Raw genomic sequence first — 24,074 nt, 5'->3', positions numbered from 1 at the left:
ATTCGTGAAGGCGAACGACCCACATACGCAAGAAGCGCAACACACGGAACATACAGAGAACGAACAACAGCCCACTGCCCAAGCGGATGAGCAGAATACGACAGCGGAAGGTACCGAGGTTCCTGTCGAGGAAGCCAAGCAAGCTGAAGGCACGGCGCCAGACCTTGATGAGTCTGGAGACCAGGACCCAAGAATCAACGAACTGATCAAACAAGTAGACGAAGGACAACAAAGACTGCTCCGGGCGCAAGCCGATTTCGACAACTACCGCAGACGCACTGTCAAGGAGAAGGAAGAACTGGCGAAATATGCCTCGAGCAAGCTGGTTACCGAGCTTCTGCCGGTCGTTGACAACTTTGAGCGTGCGATAGCCGCAGCTCAGGGCGGCGGAGACCAGGATTCTCTGGCCAAGGGCGTCGAAATGATCTTCCGCCAGCTGGCTCAAGTGCTCGAGCAAGAAGGACTGAAGCCGATGGAATCGGTAGGTCAGCCGTTTAATCCAGAGTTCCACCAGGCGATTATGCAGGTGGAGTCGGATGAGCATGAAGAAGGCATCGTTGTCGAAGAGGTTCAGAAGGGGTATATCCTGAAGGACAAAGTGCTGCGACCGGCAATGGTCAAGGTAAGTGGTTAATCCACGTCTAACACGTTAATTCCGTAAGCCTATTGAACGGACTGTCCTTGCAGGAAGCACGTTCATCGCTCTCTAATCATATAAGGAGGAATAGACAAATGAGTAAAGTAATCGGTATTGACCTTGGCACCACCAACTCTTGCGTTGCAGTGATGGAGGGCGGCGAAGCCGTCGTTATTCCAAATCCGGAAGGCAACCGCACGACGCCTTCTGTTGTAGGCTTCAAGAAAGACGGCGAGCGGATCGTCGGCGAACCAGCAAAACGTCAAGCGATCACCAATCCTGACCGTACAATCGCTTCGATCAAAAGATATATCGGAACAAATCACAAGGAATCGATCGACGGCAAAGAGTTCTCTCCTCAGGAAATCTCTGCGATTATTCTTCAAAAGCTGAAATCCGATGCTGAGGCCTATCTTGGCCAATCGGTATCCCAAGCGGTCATCACAGTACCAGCTTACTTCAATGACAGCCAGCGTCAGGCAACCAAGGATGCAGGTAAAATTGCGGGGCTGGAAGTGCTGCGTATCGTCAATGAGCCAACGGCTGCGGCACTGGCTTACGGTCTGGAAAAATCCGAAGACCAGACGATTCTCGTGTATGACCTCGGCGGCGGTACGTTTGACGTGTCGATCCTTGAGCTCGGCGACGGCTTCTTCGAAGTTAAGGCTACCAGTGGTGACAACAAGCTGGGCGGCGATGATTTCGACCAAGTGATTATTGATTACCTCGTAAACGAGTTTAAAAAAGAACATGGTACCGACTTGTCCAAGGACAAAGCAGCTGTACAACGTCTGAAGGATGCTGCCGAGAAAGCGAAAAAAGAGCTTTCCGGCGTCATGACGACTTCGATCTCTCTGCCGTTCATCACCATGGTAGACGGCGTGCCTCAGCATTTGGAGTTGTCGCTGACCCGTGCTAAGTTCGAAGAGCTGTCCGCAGACCTGGTAGAGCGCACATTGGGACCTACTCGTCAAGCTCTGAGTGACTCCGGCCTGTCTACTAGCCAGATCGATAAGATTGTCTTGGTTGGTGGCTCGACCCGTATTCCGGCTGTACAGGAAGCAATCAAGAAACTGACCGGCAAAGATCCACACAAAGGCGTTAACCCGGATGAAGTCGTTGCCCTGGGTGCGGCTGTACAGGCGGGCGTCCTGACCGGCGATGTGAAGGACGTTGTCCTGCTTGACGTGACTCCGTTGTCCCTCGGTATCGAGACAGCTGGTGGTGTATTCACCAAGATGATCGACCGCAACACGACAATTCCGACAAGCAAATCGCAAGTGTACTCGACCTATGCAGACAACCAGACGAGCGTAGAAATTCACGTGCTTCAAGGCGAACGTTCGATGGCGAAAGATAACAAGACGCTGGGTCGCTTCATGCTGGGAGATATCCCTGTGGCTCCGCGCGGCGTACCGCAAATCGAAGTTACCTTTGACATTGATGCCAACGGCATCGTTAACGTCTCCGCCCTGGATAAGGGAACAGGCAAGAGCCAGAAAATCACAATCACATCCTCGAGCGGTCTGACCGACGAAGAGATTGACCGGATGATGAAGGATGCTGAGCTCAATGCCGAGGAAGATAAAAAACGTCGCGATCTCGTAGAGGCTCGCAACACGGCAGATCAGCTGATCTACTCGGTTGAGAAAACCATTAAAGACCTGGGTGACAAAGCGGATAGCGGCGAAGTGGCCAAGGCGAACGAAGCAAGCGAGAAACTGAAAAAAGCGCTGGAAGGCGAAGGCGATCTCGAAGAGATCACCAAAGCGACCGAAGAGCTGCAGGAAATTGCACAGCAATTGTCCGTTAAGCTGTATGAGCAGGCGGCTCAGGAGCAGCAAGCCCAAGGCGGCGAAGGTCCAGAAGCAAGCGAAGGCGGCAAAGGCAGAGAGAACGTGGTCGACGCCGATTATGAAGTCGTTAACGACGACAAGAAATAAGTACTGGCATCTGTCAGTAAAGGGTTGTGATTGCGCAAGGTCAAAGTCAGGCGTGGCCTGATTTTGACCTTCGCTTTGTGTAAGGACATCCGATTATTTTTCATCAACAGGAGGTGACCATGTGGCGGAGAAGCGGGACTATTATGAAGTTCTGGGGTTAGATCGGGATGCGTCGGGAGACGACATTCGCAAGTCTTACCGCAAGCTGGCAAGGCAGTATCACCCCGATGTGAATAAAGAGAGTGATGCTGAACAGAAGTTTAAAGAAGTTAAAGAAGCCTATGATACGCTTAGCGATGATCAGAAGCGGGCGACCTACGACCGTTATGGCCATGTGGATCCAAATCAAGGCTTCGGCGGCGGCGGCGGTGATTTTAATGGCGGCTTCGGCGACATCTTTGACATGTTTTTCGGTGGCGGCGGTCGTCGTGATCCTAACGCGCCACAGCGCGGCAATGATTTGCAATACACGATGACGATTGACTTCAAGGAAGCGGTCTTCGGCGTCGAGAAGGACATTACAATTCCTCGTACGGAAAACTGCGACACCTGTGACGGTTCTGGCGCCAAGCCGGGCACGCGACCAGAGACGTGTACGATTTGTCGCGGTACAGGCCAGCAAGAGGTTGCGCAGAATACGCCATTCGGCCGTATTGTCAACCGTCGTGCTTGTACGAACTGTAGCGGCACGGGCAAAGTCATCAAGGATCGCTGCAGCACTTGCGGTGGAGCTGGCAAAGTGAAAAAACAGCGCAAATTGCACGTCAAGATACCAGCTGGTGTTGATGAAGGCGCGCAAATCCGCATGAGCGGCGAAGGCGAATCCGGTACACGCGGAGGCCCGCCGGGGGATCTGTATATTGTACTGCGCGTGAAGTCGCATGATTTCTTCGAACGGGACGGAGACGATATCTATTGCGAGGTTCCGCTTAATTTCGTGCAGGCTGCGCTCGGGGACGAGATCGAAATTCCGACGTTGACCGAGAAGGTGAAGCTAAAAATTCCTGCCGGCACCCAGACCGGGACCTATTTCCGGTTAAAAGGGAAAGGCGTACCGAAGCTGCGCGGTTATGGGCAAGGCGACCAGCATGTGAAGGTAACGGTCGTGACACCGACCAAGCTCTCCGATGAGCAGAAGGAGCTGCTGCGTCAATTTGCAGGAGACAGCCTGAAGTCACCATCGCAGGACCAGGAGCATCACGAATCGATTTTTGACCGGATGAAGAAGGCCTTCCGGGGAGAATAACGGAGGCCTCGCACTTTTTGAAAACCTCTATCAGGGGCTTTCCCAAGGGTCGCCAGACCTGAAGGAAAGCCTTTTTTTATAGCAAAGGAGATGTTGTGATGAAATGGCATGAGATTACGATTCATACAACGGAACAGGCAATCGAGATGATTACCAATTTCTTGCATGAGCTGGACGCCGACGGCGTGTCCATTGAGGAATCGGGGACGTTGAACAACCAGCGCGACACGTCTCTTGGTCAATGGTACGAGCATCCGCTCAATGATATTCCGGAGGGACAGGCGGTTATCAAAGGCTATTTCCTGGAGGAACGCGAAGTGGGACCGATTCTGGACAGTGTAGACCAGTCGATTCGCGGGTTGCGGGAATTCGGGATTGAACCTGGCGAGTTCACGCTGGAGACGGCAGTCGTGGACGAAGAGGACTGGGCGAACAGCTGGAAACAGTATTTCAAGCCACTGCGTGTTAGCGAGCGGCTCACGATTAAGCCGACTTGGGAGCCCTACGAGGCGGGGCCGGATGAACGCATCATTGAGCTTGATCCGGGCATGGCCTTCGGTACCGGGACACATCCGACCACAGCGCTCTGTCTGCGTACGTTGGAGACGGTCATTAGCGGCGGCGAAGAGGTCATTGATGTCGGGACAGGCTCCGGTATTCTGGCCATAGGTGCCTGCAGACTGGGGGCGAGCCGTGTGCTGGCGCTTGATCTCGATCCAGTAGCCGTATCCAGTGCAGCAGAGAACACGCGACTCAACGGATTGGAGCAAGAAATCCAGGTCAAGCTGAGCGATCTGCTCGGTGTTCTGCAGAATGACGACGCGACTGACGGCGCTCCGGTTCATGTAAAAGTGCCGGTAGACCTCGTGGTCGCCAATATTCTCGCAGAGATTATCATGCTGTTCCTCGATGATGTTTATGCGGCACTGAAGCCGGGCGGCACCTACATTGCTTCGGGGATTTATGAGAACAAGGAAGAACTGGTCGAGCAAGGACTGCTTGCTGCCGGATTCCAAATCGAAGGCCGGCATCGCGAAGACAGCTGGATTGCATTCGTTGCCCGTAAGCCGGTTTAGACTTAGGGTGGATCAAGCAGTGAAGACCATGCTATAATAGATGATTGACAAGCTTCACTGTCTTTCACTTTGGAGTCTGTAATGCCGGAACGAGGGATGCATATGCAACGATATTTTATAGATGCCGCGAGCTTCGGAGCTCATACAGTGACGATCAGCGGCAATGATGCCCATCATATTGCCAGAGTTATGCGCATGAAGCCGGGGGACCGGATCATCGTCAGCGACGGCGAATCCAGGGAAGCCATTGTGGAAATTGCGGAGCTCGCGACCGGTGAGGTAGCAGCCGAAATCGTGGAGCTTCGGTCCATGACCAATGAGCCGGCCTGGCAAGTATTCATTGCGCAGGGTCTGCCCAAGGGAGACAAGATGGAAATCGTCATCCAGAAGGGGACCGAGATTGGCGCAGCGGGATTCATCCCGTTTCAATCGGAACGTGTGGTTGTACAGTATGATGCCAAAAAAGAAGGCAAGCGGCTGGAACGCTGGCAGCGGATTGCCAAGGAGGCTGCCGAGCAAGCGCATCGAAGCATGATTCCGCAGATTCATCCCGTGCTGTCCTGGTCGGCCCTGCTTGGGGAAGTGGCTGGTTATGATCTGATTGTGCTCTGCTACGAGAAGGAGAGTGAATCCCCTTCCCGCGGGCTGCGCGAAGTAATTGGTCCGGGTTCTGATCCAGGAAGCCCACGCAAGGTATTGTTGATTGTAGGCCCGGAGGGCGGTTTCTCTGAGCGCGAGGTGGCTGAAGCTGAAGCTTGCGGCATTCGGATTGCCGGTCTGGGCAAGCGAATATTACGAACGGAGACGGCAGCCATGGTAGGCTTGACCTGCCTGATGTACGAATCCGGAGAAATGGGAGGTCTATAGACGATGCCATCGGTTGCATTCTATACCCTCGGCTGCAAGGTTAACTTCTATGACACCGAGGCAATGTGGCAGTTGTTCAAACAGGAAGGCTATGAGCAAGTGGATTTTGACGCCACTGCGGATGTATATATTGTTAATACGTGTACAGTAACGAATACGGGCGACAAAAAAAGCCGGCAAATCATACGGCGTGCGGTACGCCGCAACCCGGATGCGGTCATTGCGGTGACGGGCTGTTACGCGCAGACCTCGCCCGCCGAGATCCTGGCCATTCCAGGCGTAGACCTCGTTGTAGGTACCCAGGACCGTGAGAAGCTGATGTCCTTTATCGACCAATATCAGCAAGAACGTCAACCGGTCAATGCGGTGCGCAATATTATGAAAACCCGCGAGTTTGAAGAACTGGACGTACCGGATTTCGCAGAGCGTACCCGGGCGTTCCTGAAAATTCAGGAAGGGTGCAACAACTTCTGTACCTTCTGTATCATTCCATGGTCGCGTGGTCTCTCGCGCAGCCGCTCGCCGGAGAGCGTGCTTGCACAGGCGCGTCAGCTTGTCGAAGCCGGCTACAAGGAAATTGTGCTCACGGGTATTCATACCGGGGGTTATGGCGACGATCTCGAGGCTTACCGGCTTGCCGATCTGCTGGAGGATCTTGACAAGGTGGACGGTCTGGAGCGGATTCGCATCAGTTCCATTGAGGCCAGCCAAATTGACGAGCGAGTCATTGCGGTGCTGAATCGTTCACCGAAAATGTGCCGTCATCTTCATATTCCGCTGCAGGCAGGTAACGATGCGGTACTCAAACGGATGCGCCGCAAGTATACGACAGCTGAGTTTGCTGAGAAGATTCGCCGACTGAAGGAAGCTATGCCGGGCGTTGCAATTACAACTGACGTTATTGTCGGCTTCCCCGGCGAGACGGAAGAAATGTATCGTGAAGGGTATGCGTTCATGGAAGAAATCGGTTTTGCCGAGATGCACGTGTTCCCATACTCCAAACGGACAGGGACCCCTGCAGCCCGTATGGAGGATCAGGTGGATGAAGATGTGAAGCATGAGCGTGTCCACCAGCTGATCGATCTGTCAGAGCGCATGCAATTGGACTATGCCCGTCATCATGTCGGTCAGGTGCTGGACGTCATTCCGGAGCGTGCGCACAAGGGGGATGAAGAGGCAGGTATGATTATGGGCTATTCGGGTAATTACATTCAGATCGTGTTCGAGGGCAGTGAATCGTTGATTGGTCAGCTCTGCCAGGTAAGACTTACCGAGGCAGGGGTCAACGAATGCCGAGGCGAGCTGGTGGCCGTTACGGAATCAGCCCCGGCACAGCTGCGGACAGCTTCGGTCGTCTAAGAAGAGGAAGGCAGGGGAATACGATGGTCGAATACTCTGCGGGGGGCGTTGTATTCCGCCGGACAGTGGGTGGACTGCAGGTACAGCTTATCCAGGACCGGTACGGCAAGATCTCGCTCCCCAAGGGCAAGATGGAGGCAGGCGAGACGATCGAGCAGACCGCCTTGCGCGAGATCGTGGAGGAGACGGGCATCGAGGGCAAGATTATCGAGCCGATCGACCAGATCAAATATCAGTACCATGATGAAATCAAAGGCAAGGTCAATAAAGAAGTGCATTATTATTTGGTGGAGGCGGTCGGCGGTACCCTTCAGGCACAGGTGGAAGAAATCCGTGGCGTCGATTGGTTCGCGCCCGAGGAAGCCTGGCGCCGTCAGCGGCAATCAGGCTATGACAACAATGATCGGATTGTTGCTGGCGCGCTGCGTCTGCTAGGCGTCAAGATCCGTTAACGGGGTTCACTGTCTTCGGGGGACCTTCCCGCCAGATTGGCAGATAGCAGAGTGGCAGGGCGAGCAGCGAGCAGGCGATATTGAATAAGGTCTGAGCGTGGGCGACCTGTGCTGCCGGATCTTCCGAGAGTGCCCGGGCCAGCCCCTCCAGCTCTGGAATGAACGGGGCGAAGAGAAGAGCACCGCCCAGATTCAAAACGACATGGGCCAAGGCAACCGCCCTTCCGGCGCTTGAGCTGGCGCAAGCGGCCAAGAGGCCGGTTGCGCAGGTGCCGACATTTGCACCGAGGACGACGGCGACGGCGAGCTCCAGAGGCATCGCTCCGGTTGCAGCCAGTCCCATGATCATGGCGATAACGGCTGCACTGCTATGAACGAGTGCTGTGAGAACGGCCCCAGCTGCCAGTCCCCACCACAGACTCTCACCCGCGCGGTCCAGAAGCCAGCTATATAGGGGACTTGCCTCAATGACAGGAGCAAGCTTCTGCATCATCGTCATACCAACCAGCAGCAGTCCGAATCCGGCTGCTGCTACTGCGCTGTACCGGAGAGAATGCGGGAATGTGCCGGGACGCGAGCCTCCATGCCTGCCGCGGCCTTCATCCAACACGACAGTTAAGACCCACAGCAGGATGGAGAAGGCCAGGAGGGGAGCGCCTAGCCGATGCAGCTGCAGACCGATTAGCTCGGTTGTCAGGCAAGTGCCGATATTGGTGCCCAATACGATACCAAGCGAGCGCCGAAAGGTCAGTAAGCCGCTGCTAACCATGCCGATTGTAATGACAGTTACCGCCGTGCTGCTCTGCAGGATGGCGGTTGTTGCAGTGCCGACAATGGCACCGCGCAGCGGGGTATCGGTACTGCGGCGGAGCACGGCTCCCAGATAAGGCCCGGCAAGCCGGTGGAGGGCCATCTCCATCGCTTTCATCCCGAGCATAAACACGGCAAATCCAAGCAGCATGGGCAGCATAATCGACAGCAGCATCACAAGGCACCTCCTTCATGTACAGAATGCTCGTACATTGTATGCGAACAGGAAGACAGGCATGCGGGGAAGCCATCAGCACAGGTATAAGGAGATTCAAAAAGACCGGTGTTCAGCACCGAAAAGGTTGGAGGCAAGAAATGAGAGCATCAATCATATTGCAGCGCGGCCGCAAGCCGCGGCTGGAGCAAGGGCAGCCCTGGATCTATGCCAATGAAGTGGACCGCATGGAGGGCGCAGCCGAGCCCGGAGCTCTGGTTGACATCGTGGATCACAAAGGGAAATACCTGGCTACGGGCTACTGGAATCCGCAATCTCGCATCGTCGTGCGCATCGTGGCCTACGAACCAGTGGAGATGGATCTGGCCTTTTTTACAGATCGGTTACGTCAAGCTCTTGCGCATCGCGAGCGGTTTCTCGCTGCTTCACAGGATTGCCGTCTGGTCTACGGAGAAGCCGACTATCTGCCAGGCCTGACGGTTGACCGGTTCGGCAGTACGTTGGTCGTGCAGATTCTCAGTCTCGGGATGGAGGTGCGCCGGGAGATTCTGCTTGCCGCGCTGCTGGACGTCTTCAAGCCCGCCTGCATCTATGAACGGAGCGATGTTGGCGTTCGTACGTTGGAAGGATTGGAGCCACGTGTCGGCGTACTCTATGGCGAGGCGCCAGGGCTGATTGAGATCGAGGAAAACGGCCTGCTGCTAGAAGTGGATATCGAGAAAGGTCAGAAAACCGGATACTTCTATGATCAGCGAGAAAACCGCGCCTCCATCGCTCCTCTGATGCGTGGCTGGGGGGCACGCAGTGGCATCCGCACCCAGTCACGTCCTGTAGATCAGCTGCCTGACGATTACTGGATTCAGCCCGAGGCTGGCTCGCATGAGGCAGTCGTGCCTGTGAACAAGGCAGGCAAGCTGGTTACTTATCCGTATTGGGATGGTGCAACCGTGCTGGAATGCTTCGCCCATACGGGCAGCTTCACCCTGCATGCCTGCAAATACGGAGCCAAGAAGGTCACATGTCTGGACGTATCCGAGCATGCGATTGAGACGGCAAAGCGCAATGTCGCGCGCAACGGTTTTGAAGATCGCGTCGAGTTCGAAGTGGCGGATGCTTTCGCCTACTTGCGCGAACAGGCCAAGGGCATAGAAGAGCGACGCAAGCGCGCTGGCGGTGGAGCAGATACCAGTGTGCCGCTTGGATCCGGAGGCCGGACATGGGATGTGGTCATTCTGGATCCGCCAGCTTTTGCCAAGACCAAACAGGCTGCAGCAGGCGCTATGCGGGGGTACAAGGACATCAACCTGCACGGGATGAAGCTTGTTAATGAAGGCGGCTACCTGGTCACGGCCAGTTGCTCCTATCACATGCGGCCAGAGATGTTCCTGCAGGCGATTCAGGAGGCCGCCAGCGACGCGGGCAAGCTGCTGCGTCTGATTGAGTGGCGCACGGCTGGCAAGGATCATCCTCAGCTGCTTGGTGTTAGCGAGGGTCATTACCTCAAATTTGGCATTTTTGAAGTGCGGAGCCGGTAAACTTGCCGATCCCGAACCACAGCCGTCTTGGTGCTCTGCTAGGAGCCGAGGGACGGCTTCTTCGTGTGTTTTGGAATGCGGAACGCATGTTTGGAGGATCGGGTGAAAAGCAAGGGCTGAATATGATAGAATAGTAGCACCAATGAAGATAGAGGGAAGGAGGGCCTGAGCTAATGACGCTTCGCATGGTACTGGGACGCTCCGGGGCTGGCAAAACAAGATTATGTATGGACGAACTGCTCCGTGAGCTGCATCAGCAAGCCGAGGGCGATCCTTTGATCCTGCTGGTGCCGGAACAGGCGACGTTCCAGACGGAATACGCGCTCGCACGCTCCGAAGGGCTGGCTGGTACGATTCGGGCACAGGCGCTCAGCTTTCGCAGGCTTGCCTTCCGGGTCATGCAGGAGACCGGTGGCTCGGCTCTGGTGCCGATCACGGAGGACGGCAAGCATATGATGTTGTACAAGATACTCCACCGGATCGGTCCGCAGCTGCAGCTCTATCAAGGCGCTGGCGAGCAGCAGGGCTTTATCGAGCGGCTGGGCGAGCTGCTGACAGAGTGGAAGCGTTATGCCATCGCGCCGGAGACCATTGAGGATTACACGGCGGTTGGTGCAGCCATCAGTCCGCTGTTGGAACGAAAGCTGGAGGATTTAAAGCTGATCTACGGACAGTTAGAAACAGAGCTGGCCGGGTTTTACCTTGATTCTGAGGATTATTTGAGCTGGCTGGCACATGGGGGCGCACAATCGTCCATTCTGCGTGGCGCGAAGATTTGGATCGATGGATTCCACGGGTTCACGCCGCGTGAGCTGGAGGCGCTAGGGGTATTGCTGCAAGAGGCCGATGAGGTGACGGTTACGTTGACGCTGGACCGCCCGTATGGGCCAGGTGAGCGTCCGCATGAGCTGGATTTGTTCCATCCGACAGCAGAAACTTACATTCAATTGCAGGAGCTCGCTGAGCGGCTGGAAGTTGCCCGGCAGCCGGATATCATCTTGGATAAGGAGCCTCCAGTACGATTTGATCAGCGGCCGGATTTGGCACACTTGGAACGTCATTTTGTCTCGCGTATTCCGATGCTGCAGGCCAAGCAGGCAGACGGACAGGTGGAGCGAGGGATATCGATTCATCAGGCTGTACACCGGCGGGCGGAGGTTGAAGCTGTCGCACGCGATATGATTGAGCGGGTTAGGAACGGCGGCTGCAGATGGCGGGACATGGCCGTTATGGTGCGAGACAGCGCAAGCTACGCAGACTACATAGAGCAGACGTTCACGGAGTATGGCATTCCTTACTTCCTGGATCAGAAGAGTGACGCACACCATCATCCGCTGGTGGAGTTTGTTCGCTCGGCGCTGGAGACTGTGGTGCAGGGCTGGCGCTATGATGCGATATTCCGGTGCATCAAGACCGAGATGCTGTTGCCAGAGGATGGCCTGGTCAAGCGGGAGGCGATGGACCGGCTGGAGAACTACATCCTCGCCAGCGGAATCGACGGTTCCCGATGGCTGGACCGCAAGCGTTGGCGTCCACTGATTCAGGATTCCCTCGACGGGAGTCCGGAAGAGGTGCGGGCAGGTCAACAGCGAGCCTTTGATGAAGTGATGGATTGCCGGGAGCTGATCGTGGGGCCGCTGGGGCGATTTGGTCAGCGCCTCAAGCAAGCCGCCAACGTTCGAGAGATGTGTGAGGCTCTGTACCGGCTGCTCGATCATACGGAGGCGGCCGAGCGGATGGAGCGGTGGAGCAGAGAGGCGGCTGAGCGAGGCGAGCTGCGCCGTGCCCGCGAGCACCGGCAGCTCTGGGAAGGCATCATGGATCTGCTGGACCAACTGGTGGAGATGGCAGGTGAGGAACAAATCTCGCGCGAACTCTTCGCTGGCATGCTGGAAGCCGGCCTGTCCTCGCTGAAGCTGGCTGCTGTACCACCTTCGCTCGACCAGGTGTTGGTGGGCAACATGGAACGAACAAGAACCGGACATATCGGGATCTGCTATATTCTAGGCGCCGTAGATGGCGTGCTGCCGATGCGCGTCCAGGAGGATGGCATTCTGACAGAGGCAGAGCGAGAGCGGCTGGCAGGTGATGGAATCGTTATGGCTCCTGGGGTACGCCGGAGGCTGTTGGACGAACGTTTCTTGATTTACAATGCGCTGACACTGCCTTCGCGTCATCTGTGGATCAGTTATCCTGCCTCGGATACCGAAGGGAAAAGTCTGCTGCCCTCAGAGATTATCCGACACCTGAAGCAGATGTTCCCGGGGCTGGAGGAGCATGTCCTTGCTGGCGAGCCGGAGCGAGGCTCGGCGCCGGAGGAACAGCTCGCCTACGTTGCGCGTCCCGGACCGACGATGTCCCGGCTAATCGCCCAGCTTCGCCACTGGCATCAAGGCGAGGCGATCGACGGTCTTTGGTGGCAAGTGTACAACTGGTATGCAGCCAGACCCGAGTGGCGCCGCAGGCTGACGGTTGTCGTTTCCTCTTTGCGTTACAGCAATGAAGAATCGCCGCTAGCCGCCGAAACCGCCAGCCAGCTGTATGGGGAGCGACTCAGCGCCAGCGTGTCGCGAATGGAGCGGTTTGTATCCTGTCCGTTCCAGCATTTTGCTATCCATGGCCTGCGGCTTCAGGAGAGACGTCTGTACCGGCTCGACGCGCCGGATATCGGCCAGTTGTTTCATGCTGCGCTTAGTCGATTGGCCGCAGAAATGGCCGAGAGCTGGGGATCGCAGACCGAAGAGCAGATCAGAGGACGAGCAGCCAAAGCGGTTGAGGAGCTGGCGCCGCGCCTGCAGTCCGAGATTCTGCTAAGCAGCAGCCGGTTTCAATACATCGCCCGCAAGCTGGCAGCCATCGTTGCACAGGCTGCGGTAATTCTGGGAGAGCATGCGAGACGGGCGAGCTTTACACCTGTAGGACTGGAGCTGGACTTCGGCGGTAAGACAGGTACGCTGCCTGCATTGGAGATTCCGCTCTCAGGTGGGCATACGATGGAGATTATCGGTCGGATCGACCGTGTGGATGCGGCGCAGACCGAGGATGGGATGCTGCTGCGGGTTATCGACTACAAATCTTCGTCCACCTCCCTGCGGCTGGAGGAAGTGGTGCACGGGCTATCTCTGCAGATGCTTACCTACCTCGATGTGCTATTAACGCATGCCCCAGCGTGGCTCGGTCAGCCGGCGATAGCCGCAGGTGTACTCTATTTTCATGTGCATAACCCGATGCTGCTCGCCTCCAACCGTCTGGAGGGCGAAGAGGCCCGGCAGCTAATCCTCAAGCGCTTCAAGCTCAAAGGACTGCTGCTTGCTGATGAGCAAGCCATCCGCATGATGGATGGAGGGCTGGGTACGGGGCACTCCGAGCTGCTGCCCGTAGCGATCAAGAAGGACGGCGGCTTCTACGGCAGTTCATCTGTCGTCACTGGCGAGCAATGGGAGACACTGCGTCATGCTGTGCGCAGCACCATCCGTACGATCGGTGAACGCATTACCTGTGGTGAAGTAGCCATTACACCGTATCGGCTAGGCGCGCAGTCGCCCTGTACGTTCTGCTCCTACAAGCCGGTCTGCCAGTTCGATCCGCTCTTCGAAGGCAACGACTATGTCCGGCTGCGCAAGCAGGGCAAGGACGAGCTGTGGCTGACGCTGGCCGAGCGTGCAGCAACGGCAGAGGAGCCAGCAGAGGTCGGTGGGCAAGAGGAGGGAGAGTTACCCGATGGAACGTGAAGAGGATAGACAATCACATATCATGCCTGCAACGGACGAGCTGCCTCCCAAGCCGCAAGGCAGCACCTGGACAGATGAGCAATGGCATGCCGTTGTAGCCGGTGGCAGTGACATTCTAGTCGCCGCTGCCGCCGGCTCTGGCAAGACTGCCGTGCTGGTGGAACGGATTATACGCAAGATTTCCGCAGATACCGATGTGGACCGGTTGCTGGTGGCTACCTTCACGAAGGCAGCGGCTGCGGAGATGAAGGAAAGAATTCGGCTGGCGCTGGAGCGCGCTCTTGAGCGACAGCCGCAATCCGAGCATTTGCGCCGGCAGCTTGCCATGATGAATCGTGCGTCCATCACAACCCTTCATTCCTTCTGTCTCGATGTCATCCGCCGGTACTACCCGATGATCGGACTCGATCCCGGTTTTCGCGTCGCCAATGAAACCGAGGCGGAGCTAATGAGGCTTGATGTGCTGGACACGTTGTTCGAAGAACGGTACGCAGCAGCTGATGTCGACCTCGGTTTCCTCCGTCTCGCAGATGACTACGGAGGGGAGCGGGGAGATGAGCCGCTGTATCATCTGGTGCAGGAGCTGTACGACTTCTCACGCAGTAATCCCTGGCCTGAGCATTGGCTTCTGGAGACGGCCGCAGCATTCGAAGCGCCGGATGTCGAAGCTCTGGGCAACAGTGAGTGGGTCAAGGCGCTGACCACAGATGTCGAGCTGGTGCTCCGAGGAGCCAAGGACATGCTGGAGGATGCGATCCGAGTCATTGGCCAGCCAGGTGGACCCGAGGGGTACCTTCCCACCCTGCAGGAGGATCTCAAGCTGGTCGAGCGGCTGGCGGAAGCCGTTCATGCCGGCGCCTGGTCCTCATGGTACGACGAGTTTCGAACAGCGGCGTTTGGCAAGCTCAAGGCGCTGCGCGGCCAAGAGATAGACAAGCTGTTGCAGGAACAAGTGAAGTCTCTAAGAGATCAGGTCAAAAAGCTGATCGGAGAGCTTGTTTCGGATTTGTTCAGCCGTCCGCCAGAGCATTTTCTGGAGGAGCTTCATGAGGCAGCTCCTCAGATGAAGGCCCTGGCTACGCTGGTCATTGACTTTGGCGTACGCTACGAGAAAGCCAAGCGGGGCAAAGGCCTGCTGGACTTTGGCGATCTGGAGCATTATTGTCTGCGTATTCTTCGCTCGCCGGCCTCAACACCGGAGATGTCCCTGCCATCAGCCGCGGCGCTCGAATACCGCCGCCAATTCGATGAGATTCTGCTGGACGAGTACCAGGATACAAACCGGGTGCAAGAGGCTATTGTCCAGCTGATTGCCCGGGAGGAGCCGGGGAATCGCTTCATGGTAGGTGATGTCAAGCAGAGCATCTACCGCTTCCGACTGGCAGAGCCGGGTTTGTTCCTGGCCAAATACAAAGCGTACGCAGCTCCATCGCAACCAATGGGGCTACGGATTGATTTGGCGAGAAACTTCCGCAGCCGTGCGCAGGTTGTCGATGGCGTCAACGATGTGTTCCGGGCTATCATGCGGGAAACGGTCGCCGAGATGGACTATGACCGGGCTGCCGAGCTGGTCAGCGGCGCGTCCTACCCGCCAGCGGGCGAGCAGGGCGGGCCTTACCGTGTCGAGTTGGCTGTATTGGACCGGGCAGAAGCCGAGAAGGCCATAGATGCTTCAGAAGGAGAAACGGAGGATTTAGATGCTGTAGAAGACCTCTCTGATCTGCAAACCGCGCAGTTGGAAGCACGCTACATCGCGGCTCAAATCGGGCGTTTGCGTGAAGGCGAAGAAGGTGAGCCGCCGTTCCGCGTATATGATGGCAAACGGCAGACCAGCCGGGCGCTCGCCTGGCGGGATATCGTTATCTTGCTGCGTGCGACCAGCCAATGGGCGCCGATCATAATTGAAGAGCTGCAGGCACAGGGAATACCGGCTTATGCAGAGCTGAGCACCGGTTATTTTGATGCGACTGAGGTTGAGATCATGCTCTCTCTGTTGCGTATCATAGACAATCCATACCAAGATATCCCGCTGGCAGGTGTCCTGCGATCGCCCCTGTTTGGCTTGGATGCGGAGGAGCTCGCAGCGATTCGCGTTCAGGCTCGCAAAGGTTCATACTATGATGCAGTGAGACAAGCGGCCTCCAATGTTCTGCTGTCTGAGTCTGTACGAAGCAAATTGAGCTTGTTTCTGGAACGTCTGGAGCTATGGCGGGAAGAAGCGCGACAGGGGTCGCTTGCTGAGCTGGTATGGCAAATCTACCGCAAGACCGGCTATTACGATTTCGTGGGCGGCCTCCCAGGCGGCCTGCAGCGTCAAGCCAATTTGCGGGCGTTGCATGATCGTGCAAGGCAATATGAAGAGACATCGTTTCGGGGATTGTTTCGCTTCCTGAGATTCATTGACCGGATGCGGGAACGCGGCGGAGATCTGGGCACTGCCAGAGCACTCGGCGAGCAGGAGGATGTGGTTCGAATCATGTCGATCCACCGCAGCAAGGGACTGGAGTTCCCCGTCGTCTTTACAGCTGGACTAGGCAAGCAGTTTAATATGCAGGATTTAAACCGGCCGTTTTTAATGCACAAAGATCTTGGCTACGGTCCGCGCCACGTCGACAGCGAGGTGAGAGTAAGCTATCCAACGCTGCCTCAACTGGCCATCCGGCGTAAACAGCGGATGGAGCTGTTGGCCGAGGAAATGCGAATTCTCTATGTTGCTATGACACGCCCGAAGGAAAAGCTGTTTCTTGTAGGTACGCTCGCGGATGCTGGGAAGCAGTTGGCAAGATGGCAGGATACAGGCCCGGCAGCGGTCATTCCAGACTTCTCGCTGGCAGCGGCTCGGCGATTTATGGATTGGCTGCTGCCGCTGGTGGGTGAGCTTCCTGCCCGGCAGCTTACGGTTGCCGAGGGGGGACAGGGCTGGACCTGCGCCTTGGTACCCGCAGCAATCTATGCCGCTTACGCCGCTGCGACAGAAGAGGTGGATCCCGAGGATACCGTCCGGCGCCAAGAGGTGCTGGAGGCCTTGACATCAGGCGTTTTCCTGGCAGAGGGCGAGGAGGAGTGGACAAAGGACATCGATCAACGTCTCTCCTGGCGATACCCGCATCAGGCAGCAACCGCGCTAGCCGCCAAAACGTCCGTTACGGAGATGAAGCGGCTCCAGGCAGAGTGGGGGCATGCCGAAGGTGCGGTAACATTGGATGAGGCGCGAGGTGACGGCCTGCCCGGCAGCAGCGGAGCCAAACCCGGTGCGCTGCCGCCGGGCGCTTTGAAGCTGAGACGACCGCGTTTCATGGAGGAGCGGGCGCTTACAGCCGCCGAGCGAGGTACGGTTAGCCATCTGGTCATGCAGCACATCCCGCTCACATCCGCCGTTACAATAGCATCGCTTGAGGTATTGCTGACCGAGATGCAGGAGCGGCGTCTGCTTACAGCTGAACAGGCGGCAGCGGTGGATCTGGCAGCGATTGTATCCTATTTTGACAGTCCAATAGGCGTAAGGATGCTGCAAGCGGACTGGGTTAGGCGCGAGGTTCCGTTCAGCTGCACGCTGCCGGCTTCCCGTATCTACCCGCAAGCTGCAATCGATCCAGCGGCGGCTGAAGAGCCGGTATTGATTCAGGGGGTCATCGACTGCCTGTTTGAGGACGACCAGGGTCTGGTGCTCGTAGATTATAAGACTGACCGGATCGTCATGAATCAGTGGGAAGCTGCCGCCGAGCGCCATCGGTTTCAGTTGGAGCTGTACGCCGAGGCCGTCGGAGCCATACTGAAGAAACCGGTAGCGGAGTGTCATGTCTTTTTCTTTGATGGTGGTCAATCGGTGCGTTTGTCAGCTAACAATCATTCATAAAGGTGGCGGTAAGGTTGCAAGAGGAACAGCCGGTCAAGCGCTCCTGGTTTACGGGCGTGGTTGTCGTCCTGCTGGTGGCAAGCATGACGTATAATATGTTTTTGTTTTCACAGAAGCTGCATAGCGATCAACGGGAGCGGGTTGAAGCGGGGGAGCGTATTATTCATGCCGCATGGGATACCAAGCTGTATGCCGAGACGATATTGTCCCAAACCCAGACTCTTATGGCAAGTAGCTCGCTTGAAGAACGCATAATGGCCAAGCAAGAACTTAGCTATGCTTTCGGGAATAGCGCCCAAGGCCTACAAGACTTAATCGTAGCCGCACAGGAACAAGAGCCGCGCGATCTGCCGAGCCAACTGCGCGATGCCTTCACGTTTATGAAAGAAGTTGAAGCGTCGCTACGAATCATTGGCAATCATGAAGGTCAATTGACGGGGCCCGAACGTGCCTATCTGGCTCAAGTAGAATCATGGTATACACGCCTGCTGGAGGAGATTACCGCCTTTGACGTGACCCGTGCGACGCAACAGGAATCACTTCTGATGTTTACGGACACCGAGTGGGTAGATATCGCATATGCGATGGTGTCCATTATGAACGAACCGGATACGAGCTTATACGAGGGTGTCGAAGAATCCGAACTCGAGACGAATACAGACAGCTAACGTGGTTAAAGAGGCCGGTTTTCAGCACCGAGACGACGCCGAATTCGCATCCTGAGGCACTTCGTGATCAAAAGCGGCTTTCAGGTGAGTATAAAATGTGATACAATAAGAGCAAGTTAATAAAGGGTAGGAGATCGGGAGAACCACAAGCCCCCAATCTGCGCTTCGGCGCAGTCTGGGTGTCTTGTGGTTTTTTTATATGCCTCTTGTCACATTCGAAGGGAGACTTCAGATATGAATCACACATTTTCGGCCATGGAACGCAAAGACAGATTGGTGCAGATGGAGAAGGGCGAATATGATATTCTGATTATAGGAGGCGGCATTACGGGTGCCGGTATTGCGCTGGATGCCCAGACACGGGGGCTCAGGACTGCGCTGATTGAAATGCAGGACTTTGCCAGCGGCACATCCAGCCGTTCGACCAAGCTGGTGCATGGCGGACTGCGTTATTTGAAACAATTCCAAGTGAAAATGGTAGCAGATGTTGGCAAGGAGCGTGCAGTCGTCTATGAGAACGGACCGCATGTGACGACGCCGGAATGGATGCTGCTGCCGTTCTACAAAGGCGGTACCTTCGGGGCGTTGTCCACCTCGTTTGGACTGCGGCTGTATGATTATCTGGCAGGGGTCAAGCGTAATGAACGCCGCAAGATGCTGGATGTGAATTCGACTTCCGCCAAGGAGCCGCTGTTGAAAACGAATGGTTTGCTCGGCGGCGGAACCTACGTGGAGTACCGGACCGACGATGCCCGTCTGACGATGGAAGTGCTCAAAAAAGCAGTGGATGCCGGGGCAGCTGCCGTAAACTATACCAAGGCGGATCGGCTGCTCTACGATAACGGGAAGCTGGTGGGGGTCATTGCCAAAGATATGACGACCAGCAAGGAATACCGGGTGCATGCCCGTCAGGTAGTCAATGCTACAGGGCCTTGGGTAGATCAATTACGAGCCAAGGACCACTCTAAGCGGGGCAAGACCCTGCGACTGACCAAAGGGGTTCATTTGGTCTTTGACGGTGGACGGTTTCCGCTTCGGCAGGCCGTCTACTTCGATACAGACGACAAACGAATGGTTTTTGCTATCCCGCGTGAAGGGAAAACGTATGTAGGAACGACAGACACGGATTACACAGGCGACACGCAGCATCCAAGAATGACAGAAGAGGACCGTTCGTATCTGCTGGCTGCCTGCAATGACATGTTCCCAGGTATCAAGCTAACGGAGCAAGACGTGGAGTCGAGCTGGGCCGGTCTGAGACCGCTCATCTATGAAGAGGGCAAATCGCCTTCAGAGGTATCGCGGCGTGACGAGATCTTCACTTCCCCATCGGGCATGATTACCATCGCAGGAGGCAAGCTGACAGGCTACCGCAAGATGGCAGAGCAGGTTATCGATCTGATCGTCAAGCGGATTCCCGCCGGAACTGGCCGTTCATGGAAGGCTTGCGTTACGCGTACCCTGCCAATGTCCGGAGGCGATGTGGGGGGTTCGGCCGCTTTCCCGACATTTGTGGAACGAATGACAGCTGAAGGACAGCGCTTGGGCTTAACCCAGACGGAGGCACGCATGCTATCTGAACGCTACGGTTCCAATGTGTCTTCTGTATTTGCCCATCTTCAGGACGGGAAGTCGGGTCTGATCCATGGCATGCCGGCTTCTGTACACGCCATGCTGGCCTATAGCATGGAGGAAGAAATGACAGTGAAGCCGGTCGATTTCTTTATCCGTCGTACCGGTGCTTTATTCTTTGATATTCGTTGGGTGCATGAGCATAAGGCCAAGGTGATCGACTACATGGCCGCCCATCTGAACTATTCAGAGGAGCAAAAAATGGCATATGCAGCAGAATTGGAAAAAGAGCTGCGGGCAGCTGTTACCCCAGAAGACAGGGAGGAAGCGTATGACGCTGGAACATCAGACCATCTTGCCGGCGGCCCGGCGCATGAAAGATCTGGAGAAGCTGCTAACCCGACCCTTTAAATACATTGTTATTCTAGATACGCATATTGGCCAGCTTCAGCCGCTTGTGCAGCTGGCCAAATCGCATGGCAAGCAGCCGCTGCTGCACGCGGATCTGATCGGTGGACTCCGAAACGATGAAGATGCAGCGGAGTATCTGTGTCAGGTGATTAAACCGGCAGGTATTATTTCAACGCGGGCTGGCGTCATAACAAAGACAAAACAAAACGGCATCTTGGCGATCCAGCGCCTCTTTATGCTGGACACGAATGCATTGGAGAAAAGCTACGCATTAGTTCAGAAAACGGAGCCTGATTATATTGAAGTGCTGCCTGGAGTCATTCCCCATATGATCAAAGAGGTCAAGGAACGCACAGGTATTCCGGTTATTGCAGGCGGTTTGGTCCGAACGGTGGAAGAGGTCGAGGAGGCAGTCCGCGCGGGAGCGGTTGCCGTGACCTCATCACGCAAGGAGTTGTGGCAGCACTTTGAAAATGATGAACGATAGGAGGAAGATCCGTGTCAGCAGGTGAATATATTCTTTCCATTGATCAGGGGACGACAAGCTCCCGCGCGATCGTATTCGATAAAGAGGGACGGATCATCAGTACGGCCCAGCAAGAGATCCCTCAATATTATCCTGAGCCCGGCTGGGTGGAGCAGGATGCCAATGAAATCTGGGTTTCGGTGCTGGGCGTCATGGCGGCTTGCTTGTCCAAGGCCGAGATCGCACCGGCTCAGATTAAGGCCATCGGTATCACAAACCAGCGCGAGACTGCGGTCGTCTGGGAGAAGGATACCGGTCACCCGATTCACCGGGCGATCGTCTGGCAATCCAGACAGACGCAGACCATCTGTGAAGAGCTGAAGCAGGCAGGCAGCGAAGCCGTAGTTCGAGAGAAGACAGGATTGTTGATTGACCCCTATTTCTCGGGGACCAAAATCAAGTGGCTGCTGGACCACGTCGAAGGCTCGCGGGAGCGGGCAGCACAAGGAGAACTGCTCTTCGGAACGATTGACACCTGGCTGCTCTGGAAGCTGACAGGCGGTCAGGTGCATGCGACAGATTACTCCAATGCGTCCCGCACCCTGGTCTATAATATCCATGAGCTGAATTGGGACGACGAATTGCTGGAACTGTTGGATATTCCAAGGGCGATGATGCCCGAGGTACGCTCTTCCTCCGAGATTTATGGGCATACGGTTGCTCATCACTTCTTTGGCCACCAGGTTCCAATTGCAGGGATGGCGGGAGACCAGCAGGCCGCGTTGTTTGGTCAGACCTGTTTTGAGAAGGGAATGGTCAAGAACACCTATGGTACAGGATGCTTCATGCTGATGAATACAGGTCAGGAGGCGGTCCGTTCAGAGCATGGGTTGCTGACCACGATTGCCTGGAGTGTAGATGGCAAAGTAGAATACGCGCTTGAAGGCAGTGTCTTCGTGGCGGGTTCAGCCATTCAATGGCTCAGAGACGGCTTGCGCATGCTGCGCTCTTCTTCGGATTGCGAGGAGTATATAGGTAGAGTGGACTCAACGGAGGGAGTATATGTCGTGCCGGCCTTTGTTGGCCTTGGTACGCCATACTGGGAGAGCGACGTGCGCGGCGCAGTATTCGGCTTGACCCGAAGCACCTCCAAAGAGCATTTTGTTCGGGCCACTGTGGAGTCCCTAGCCTACCAGAGCAGAGATGTGCTGGATGTGATGATTCAGGATGCAGGGATTGAACTAAAAACACTTCGCGTTGACGGCGGAGCGGTCGTCAATGATTTTCTCATGCAGTTCCAGAGCGATATTCTCGGCGTTGAGGTAGAGCGCCCGATGATTGGTGAAACGACGGCAATGGGCGCGGCATTTCTGGCCGGTCTTGCCGTGGGCTTCTGGCCTGACAGGGCGGCGCTCTCAGCCATCTGGCAGCGGGACCGCGCATTCGGGCCAGCTATGGATGCCGATGAACGGGATCGTCTCTATAACGGTTGGAAGAAGGCGGTTCAAGCGGCTATAGCCTTCCAATAAATTTGGGTCAGTGAGTAGCCATTTGCCCAGTTCCGAATAAGATGGAGCATGAAGAAAGGAGCTGGGAGGATGGAACAGACAGAAATGAAGCAGCGTTGTCAGGAGCATATGCACCGGTATGTCGTAGCTCGCACGAAGGAGGGCTGGTGTACGGACGGCTTCGTCGAGTACGTGGACGATGAGTGCGTCGCCTTGGCGGTGCCCTGCGGCGGGGGCTGGGAGGATTCGCGCGGCTTTTTTCCGTACCCTTACTTCGGTACGCCATTTGCCAGACCACCTTTATATCCTTATCCCTATTATCCAAGACGTTATTTTGCCCGACAGGTTTTTCCACTGGCTGCATTGCTTGGTTTATCGCTGCTGCCTTTTTACTGATTATTCCGGAGTCCGAGGCGGATGCTTCGGGCTTCTTTGCGTTCCAACAGGCGGAGGTGCAGGGTACTGGTGTTTCTGCTATGATAGAGGCATAGTGAGAGGAAGATCAAAGGAGGAAGCAAGATGTCCGATTGTATTTTTTGTAAAATTATCGAAGGCTCTATTCCATCGAAAAAAGTAATGGAAAACGAGCATGTGCTGGCGTTTCATGATATTGAGCCCGCGGCGCCGGTTCACGTCCTGATTATACCCAAGAAGCATATCCCGACTATGAATGATGTGACTGCAGAAGACGGAGAGACGATTGCAGCTGTCTTTGCCGCGGCGCGCGAGATTGCAGCCGAGCTCGGAATTGCAGAGTCAGGATATCGCCTGATTAATAATTGCAATAAGGAAGGCGGACAAGTTGTCTACCATCTGCATGTGCATCTGTTGGGCGGACAAGCCATGGGTCCTTTGGTAGCCAGATAATTTCCTGGGCCAAGTTGGGTTTGGAAGTTGACACTGCCTTTCCCTTTCCCGTATAATGAAGTTTGATAATCCGTGTTATCGTTCTGGACGGTCTGTTCTGGAGGGAGGGAAAACTGGTGTCTGAAACAAAAGTTCGCAAAAATGAGACCATCGATGCTGCACTTCGTCGTTTCAAGCGTTCCATCGCGAAGGACGGCGTTTTGGCCGAGGTCAAAAAACGCAAGCATTATGAAAAACCAAGCGTCAAGCGTAAGAAGAAGTCTGAGGCTGCGCGCAAGAGAAAGTTTTAGGAGGATCCTTCCACAATGAACCTTAACGAACGATTAAACGACGATATGAAGCAAGCGATGAAGAGCAAGGAGAAATTCAAGCTCACCACCATTCGGATGCTTCGCGCGGCTGTCAAAAACCAGGAGATTGAGCTGAAGCGACCGCTCGAAGATGATGAAGTGCTTGCAATTCTTAGTCGTGAAATCAAGCAGCGTAAAGATTCCCTCCAAGAATTTCAAAAAGCCGGCCGTGAAGATTTGATTGAAAATCTCGCAGCAGAAATAGATATTATTAGTGTTTACCTGCCCCAGCAGCTCACCGAAGAAGAAATCAAAGTGATCGTACAGCAGACCATCCAGGAAACCGGAGCTTCTTCCAAAGCCGAGATGGGTAAAGTCATGAGTGCCTTGATGCCGAAGGTTAAAGGACGCGCAGACGGTAAACTAGTAAATCAAGCGGTTCAACAATTTCTGCAATAGATACTTACGGAAGCACTCCCGCCTTGTGGGGGTGCTTTTTAGTATCATACTTTTCTCATCACACACCGATATATACATTCAGTGTGAAGCTGATGGGCATATCCGTCGCTAGCGCATGGTCCGCATACAACGACGAATAGCGAGGG

Annotated in this window: 19 protein-coding genes; 18 read left to right on the top strand and 1 reads right to left on the bottom strand. The window is 55.4% G+C overall.

The genetic code is table 11. The features are described from left to right. Positions 1-4: 4 nt before the first annotated feature. The 7 genes from grpE (at position 5) to F556_RS0104210 (ending at position 7,580) form a co-directional block, all read left to right on the top strand. Entirely contained in the window at positions 5-634 is a 630-nt protein-coding gene (grpE, locus tag F556_RS0104240; protein WP_020615657.1) for a nucleotide exchange factor GrpE, read from the top strand. Between the two features lie 98 nt (positions 635-732). Then, a complete protein-coding gene (dnaK, locus tag F556_RS0104235) occupies positions 733-2,580 on the top strand; it encodes a molecular chaperone DnaK (RefSeq protein ID WP_020615656.1) in 1,848 nt (615 codons plus the stop codon). 121 nt (positions 2,581-2,701) lie between these two features. Continuing rightward, positions 2,702-3,826 carry a molecular chaperone DnaJ gene (gene dnaJ, locus F556_RS0104230; RefSeq protein ID WP_020615655.1) on the top strand — a complete coding sequence of 375 codons (1,125 nt, stop codon included), beginning with the start codon at positions 2,702-2,704 and terminating at the stop codon, positions 3,824-3,826. Positions 3,827-3,924: 98 nt separating this feature from the next. Further along, entirely contained in the window at positions 3,925-4,902 is a 978-nt protein-coding gene (gene prmA / locus F556_RS0104225; protein WP_020615654.1) for a 50S ribosomal protein L11 methyltransferase, read from the top strand. A gap of 102 nt (positions 4,903-5,004) precedes the next feature. Continuing rightward, the gene (locus tag F556_RS0104220) at positions 5,005-5,769 is read left to right on the top strand and encodes a 16S rRNA (uracil(1498)-N(3))-methyltransferase (protein ID WP_026297104.1); all 765 of its coding nucleotides are present in this window, start codon (positions 5,005-5,007) and stop codon (positions 5,767-5,769) included. A 3-nt stretch (positions 5,770-5,772) separates the two neighbouring features. Beyond that, positions 5,773-7,128 carry a tRNA (N(6)-L-threonylcarbamoyladenosine(37)-C(2))-methylthiotransferase MtaB gene (mtaB, locus tag F556_RS0104215; RefSeq protein ID WP_020615652.1) on the top strand — a complete coding sequence of 452 codons (1,356 nt, stop codon included), beginning with the start codon at positions 5,773-5,775 and terminating at the stop codon, positions 7,126-7,128. 23 nt (positions 7,129-7,151) lie between these two features. Next, positions 7,152-7,580, top strand: a complete 429-nt coding sequence (locus F556_RS0104210) for an NUDIX hydrolase (RefSeq protein ID WP_020615651.1) — start codon at positions 7,152-7,154, stop codon at positions 7,578-7,580. Here the strand turns inward: F556_RS0104210 and F556_RS0104205 are convergent. Then, positions 7,567-8,565 (bottom strand): Na/Pi cotransporter family protein, encoded by a 999-nt coding sequence (locus F556_RS0104205; protein WP_020615650.1) that lies wholly within the window; start codon positions 8,563-8,565, stop codon positions 7,567-7,569. The two genes, F556_RS0104210 and F556_RS0104205, sit on opposite strands and share 14 nt — an antisense overlap. A gap of 140 nt (positions 8,566-8,705) precedes the next feature. On the opposite strand from F556_RS0104205, the gene F556_RS0104200 reads away from it, so the two are divergent. The 11 genes from F556_RS0104200 (at position 8,706) to F556_RS0104150 (ending at position 23,928) form a co-directional block, all read left to right on the top strand. Then, entirely contained in the window at positions 8,706-10,100 is a 1,395-nt protein-coding gene (locus tag F556_RS0104200) for a class I SAM-dependent rRNA methyltransferase (protein ID WP_020615649.1), read from the top strand. A gap of 173 nt (positions 10,101-10,273) precedes the next feature. Then, on the top strand, positions 10,274-13,831 hold the full coding sequence (addB, locus tag F556_RS0104195) for a helicase-exonuclease AddAB subunit AddB (RefSeq protein ID WP_020615648.1): 3,558 nt from the start codon (positions 10,274-10,276) through the stop codon (positions 13,829-13,831). Next, a complete protein-coding gene (addA, locus tag F556_RS0104190) occupies positions 13,821-17,687 on the top strand; it encodes a helicase-exonuclease AddAB subunit AddA (RefSeq protein ID WP_020615647.1) in 3,867 nt (1,288 codons plus the stop codon). Before addB ends, addA begins: the two co-directional genes overlap by 11 nt. A 14-nt stretch (positions 17,688-17,701) precedes the next feature. Then, entirely contained in the window at positions 17,702-18,355 is a 654-nt protein-coding gene (locus F556_RS0104185) for a hypothetical protein (RefSeq protein ID WP_020615646.1), read from the top strand. A 234-nt stretch (positions 18,356-18,589) separates the two neighbouring features. Further along, on the top strand, positions 18,590-20,338 hold the full coding sequence (locus F556_RS0104180) for a glycerol-3-phosphate dehydrogenase/oxidase (RefSeq protein ID WP_020615645.1): 1,749 nt from the start codon (positions 18,590-18,592) through the stop codon (positions 20,336-20,338). Next, positions 20,259-20,825 (top strand): glycerol-3-phosphate responsive antiterminator, encoded by a 567-nt coding sequence (locus F556_RS0104175; protein ID WP_020615644.1) that lies wholly within the window; start codon positions 20,259-20,261, stop codon positions 20,823-20,825. The genes F556_RS0104180 and F556_RS0104175 overlap by 80 nt, the downstream gene beginning before the upstream one ends. Positions 20,826-20,836: 11 nt before the next feature. Continuing rightward, a complete protein-coding gene (gene glpK / locus F556_RS0104170) occupies positions 20,837-22,333 on the top strand; it encodes a glycerol kinase GlpK (protein WP_020615643.1) in 1,497 nt (498 codons plus the stop codon). 69 nt (positions 22,334-22,402) lie between these two features. Beyond that, complete coding sequence (locus tag F556_RS0104165; protein WP_020615642.1) at positions 22,403-22,708, top strand: hypothetical protein; 306 nt, start codon at positions 22,403-22,405, stop codon at positions 22,706-22,708. A 123-nt stretch (positions 22,709-22,831) separates the two neighbouring features. Then, entirely contained in the window at positions 22,832-23,179 is a 348-nt protein-coding gene (locus F556_RS0104160) for a histidine triad nucleotide-binding protein (protein ID WP_020615641.1), read from the top strand. Positions 23,180-23,295: 116 nt separating this feature from the next. Continuing rightward, positions 23,296-23,469 carry a 30S ribosomal protein S21 gene (rpsU, locus tag F556_RS0104155; RefSeq protein WP_005547957.1) on the top strand — a complete coding sequence of 58 codons (174 nt, stop codon included), beginning with the start codon at positions 23,296-23,298 and terminating at the stop codon, positions 23,467-23,469. A gap of 15 nt (positions 23,470-23,484) precedes the next feature. After that, on the top strand, positions 23,485-23,928 hold the full coding sequence (locus F556_RS0104150; RefSeq protein WP_020615640.1) for a GatB/YqeY domain-containing protein: 444 nt from the start codon (positions 23,485-23,487) through the stop codon (positions 23,926-23,928). The last annotated feature ends 146 nt before the right edge of the window (positions 23,929-24,074 follow it).

Source organism: Paenibacillus daejeonensis DSM 15491 (genome assembly GCF_000378385.1).
GTDB lineage: Bacteria > Bacillota > Bacilli > Paenibacillales > Paenibacillaceae > Paenibacillus_D > Paenibacillus_D daejeonensis.
Note: the sequence above shows the minus strand (reverse complement) of the source record. Positions and strands in the feature narration are given on the sequence as shown.

Coding starts and splice junctions, on each gene's coding strand:
- F556_RS0104165 (WP_020615642.1), top strand. CDS start 22,403: ATGGAACAGACAGAAATGAAGCAGCGTTGTCAGGAGCATATGCACCGG.
- F556_RS0104200 (WP_020615649.1), top strand. CDS start 8,706: ATGAGAGCATCAATCATATTGCAGCGCGGCCGCAAGCCGCGGCTGGAG.
- F556_RS0104220 (WP_026297104.1), top strand. CDS start 5,005: ATGCAACGATATTTTATAGATGCCGCGAGCTTCGGAGCTCATACAGTG.
- F556_RS0104175 (WP_020615644.1), top strand. CDS start 20,259: ATGACGCTGGAACATCAGACCATCTTGCCGGCGGCCCGGCGCATGAAA.
- addA (WP_020615647.1), top strand. CDS start 13,821: ATGGAACGTGAAGAGGATAGACAATCACATATCATGCCTGCAACGGAC.
- F556_RS0104160 (WP_020615641.1), top strand. CDS start 22,832: ATGTCCGATTGTATTTTTTGTAAAATTATCGAAGGCTCTATTCCATCG.
- F556_RS0104205 (WP_020615650.1), bottom strand. CDS start 8,565: ATGCTGCTGTCGATTATGCTGCCCATGCTGCTTGGATTTGCCGTGTTT.
- addB (WP_020615648.1), top strand. CDS start 10,274: ATGACGCTTCGCATGGTACTGGGACGCTCCGGGGCTGGCAAAACAAGA.
- mtaB (WP_020615652.1), top strand. CDS start 5,773: ATGCCATCGGTTGCATTCTATACCCTCGGCTGCAAGGTTAACTTCTAT.
- F556_RS0104180 (WP_020615645.1), top strand. CDS start 18,590: ATGAATCACACATTTTCGGCCATGGAACGCAAAGACAGATTGGTGCAG.
- F556_RS0104210 (WP_020615651.1), top strand. CDS start 7,152: ATGGTCGAATACTCTGCGGGGGGCGTTGTATTCCGCCGGACAGTGGGT.
- dnaK (WP_020615656.1), top strand. CDS start 733: ATGAGTAAAGTAATCGGTATTGACCTTGGCACCACCAACTCTTGCGTT.
- F556_RS0104150 (WP_020615640.1), top strand. CDS start 23,485: ATGAACCTTAACGAACGATTAAACGACGATATGAAGCAAGCGATGAAG.
- prmA (WP_020615654.1), top strand. CDS start 3,925: ATGAAATGGCATGAGATTACGATTCATACAACGGAACAGGCAATCGAG.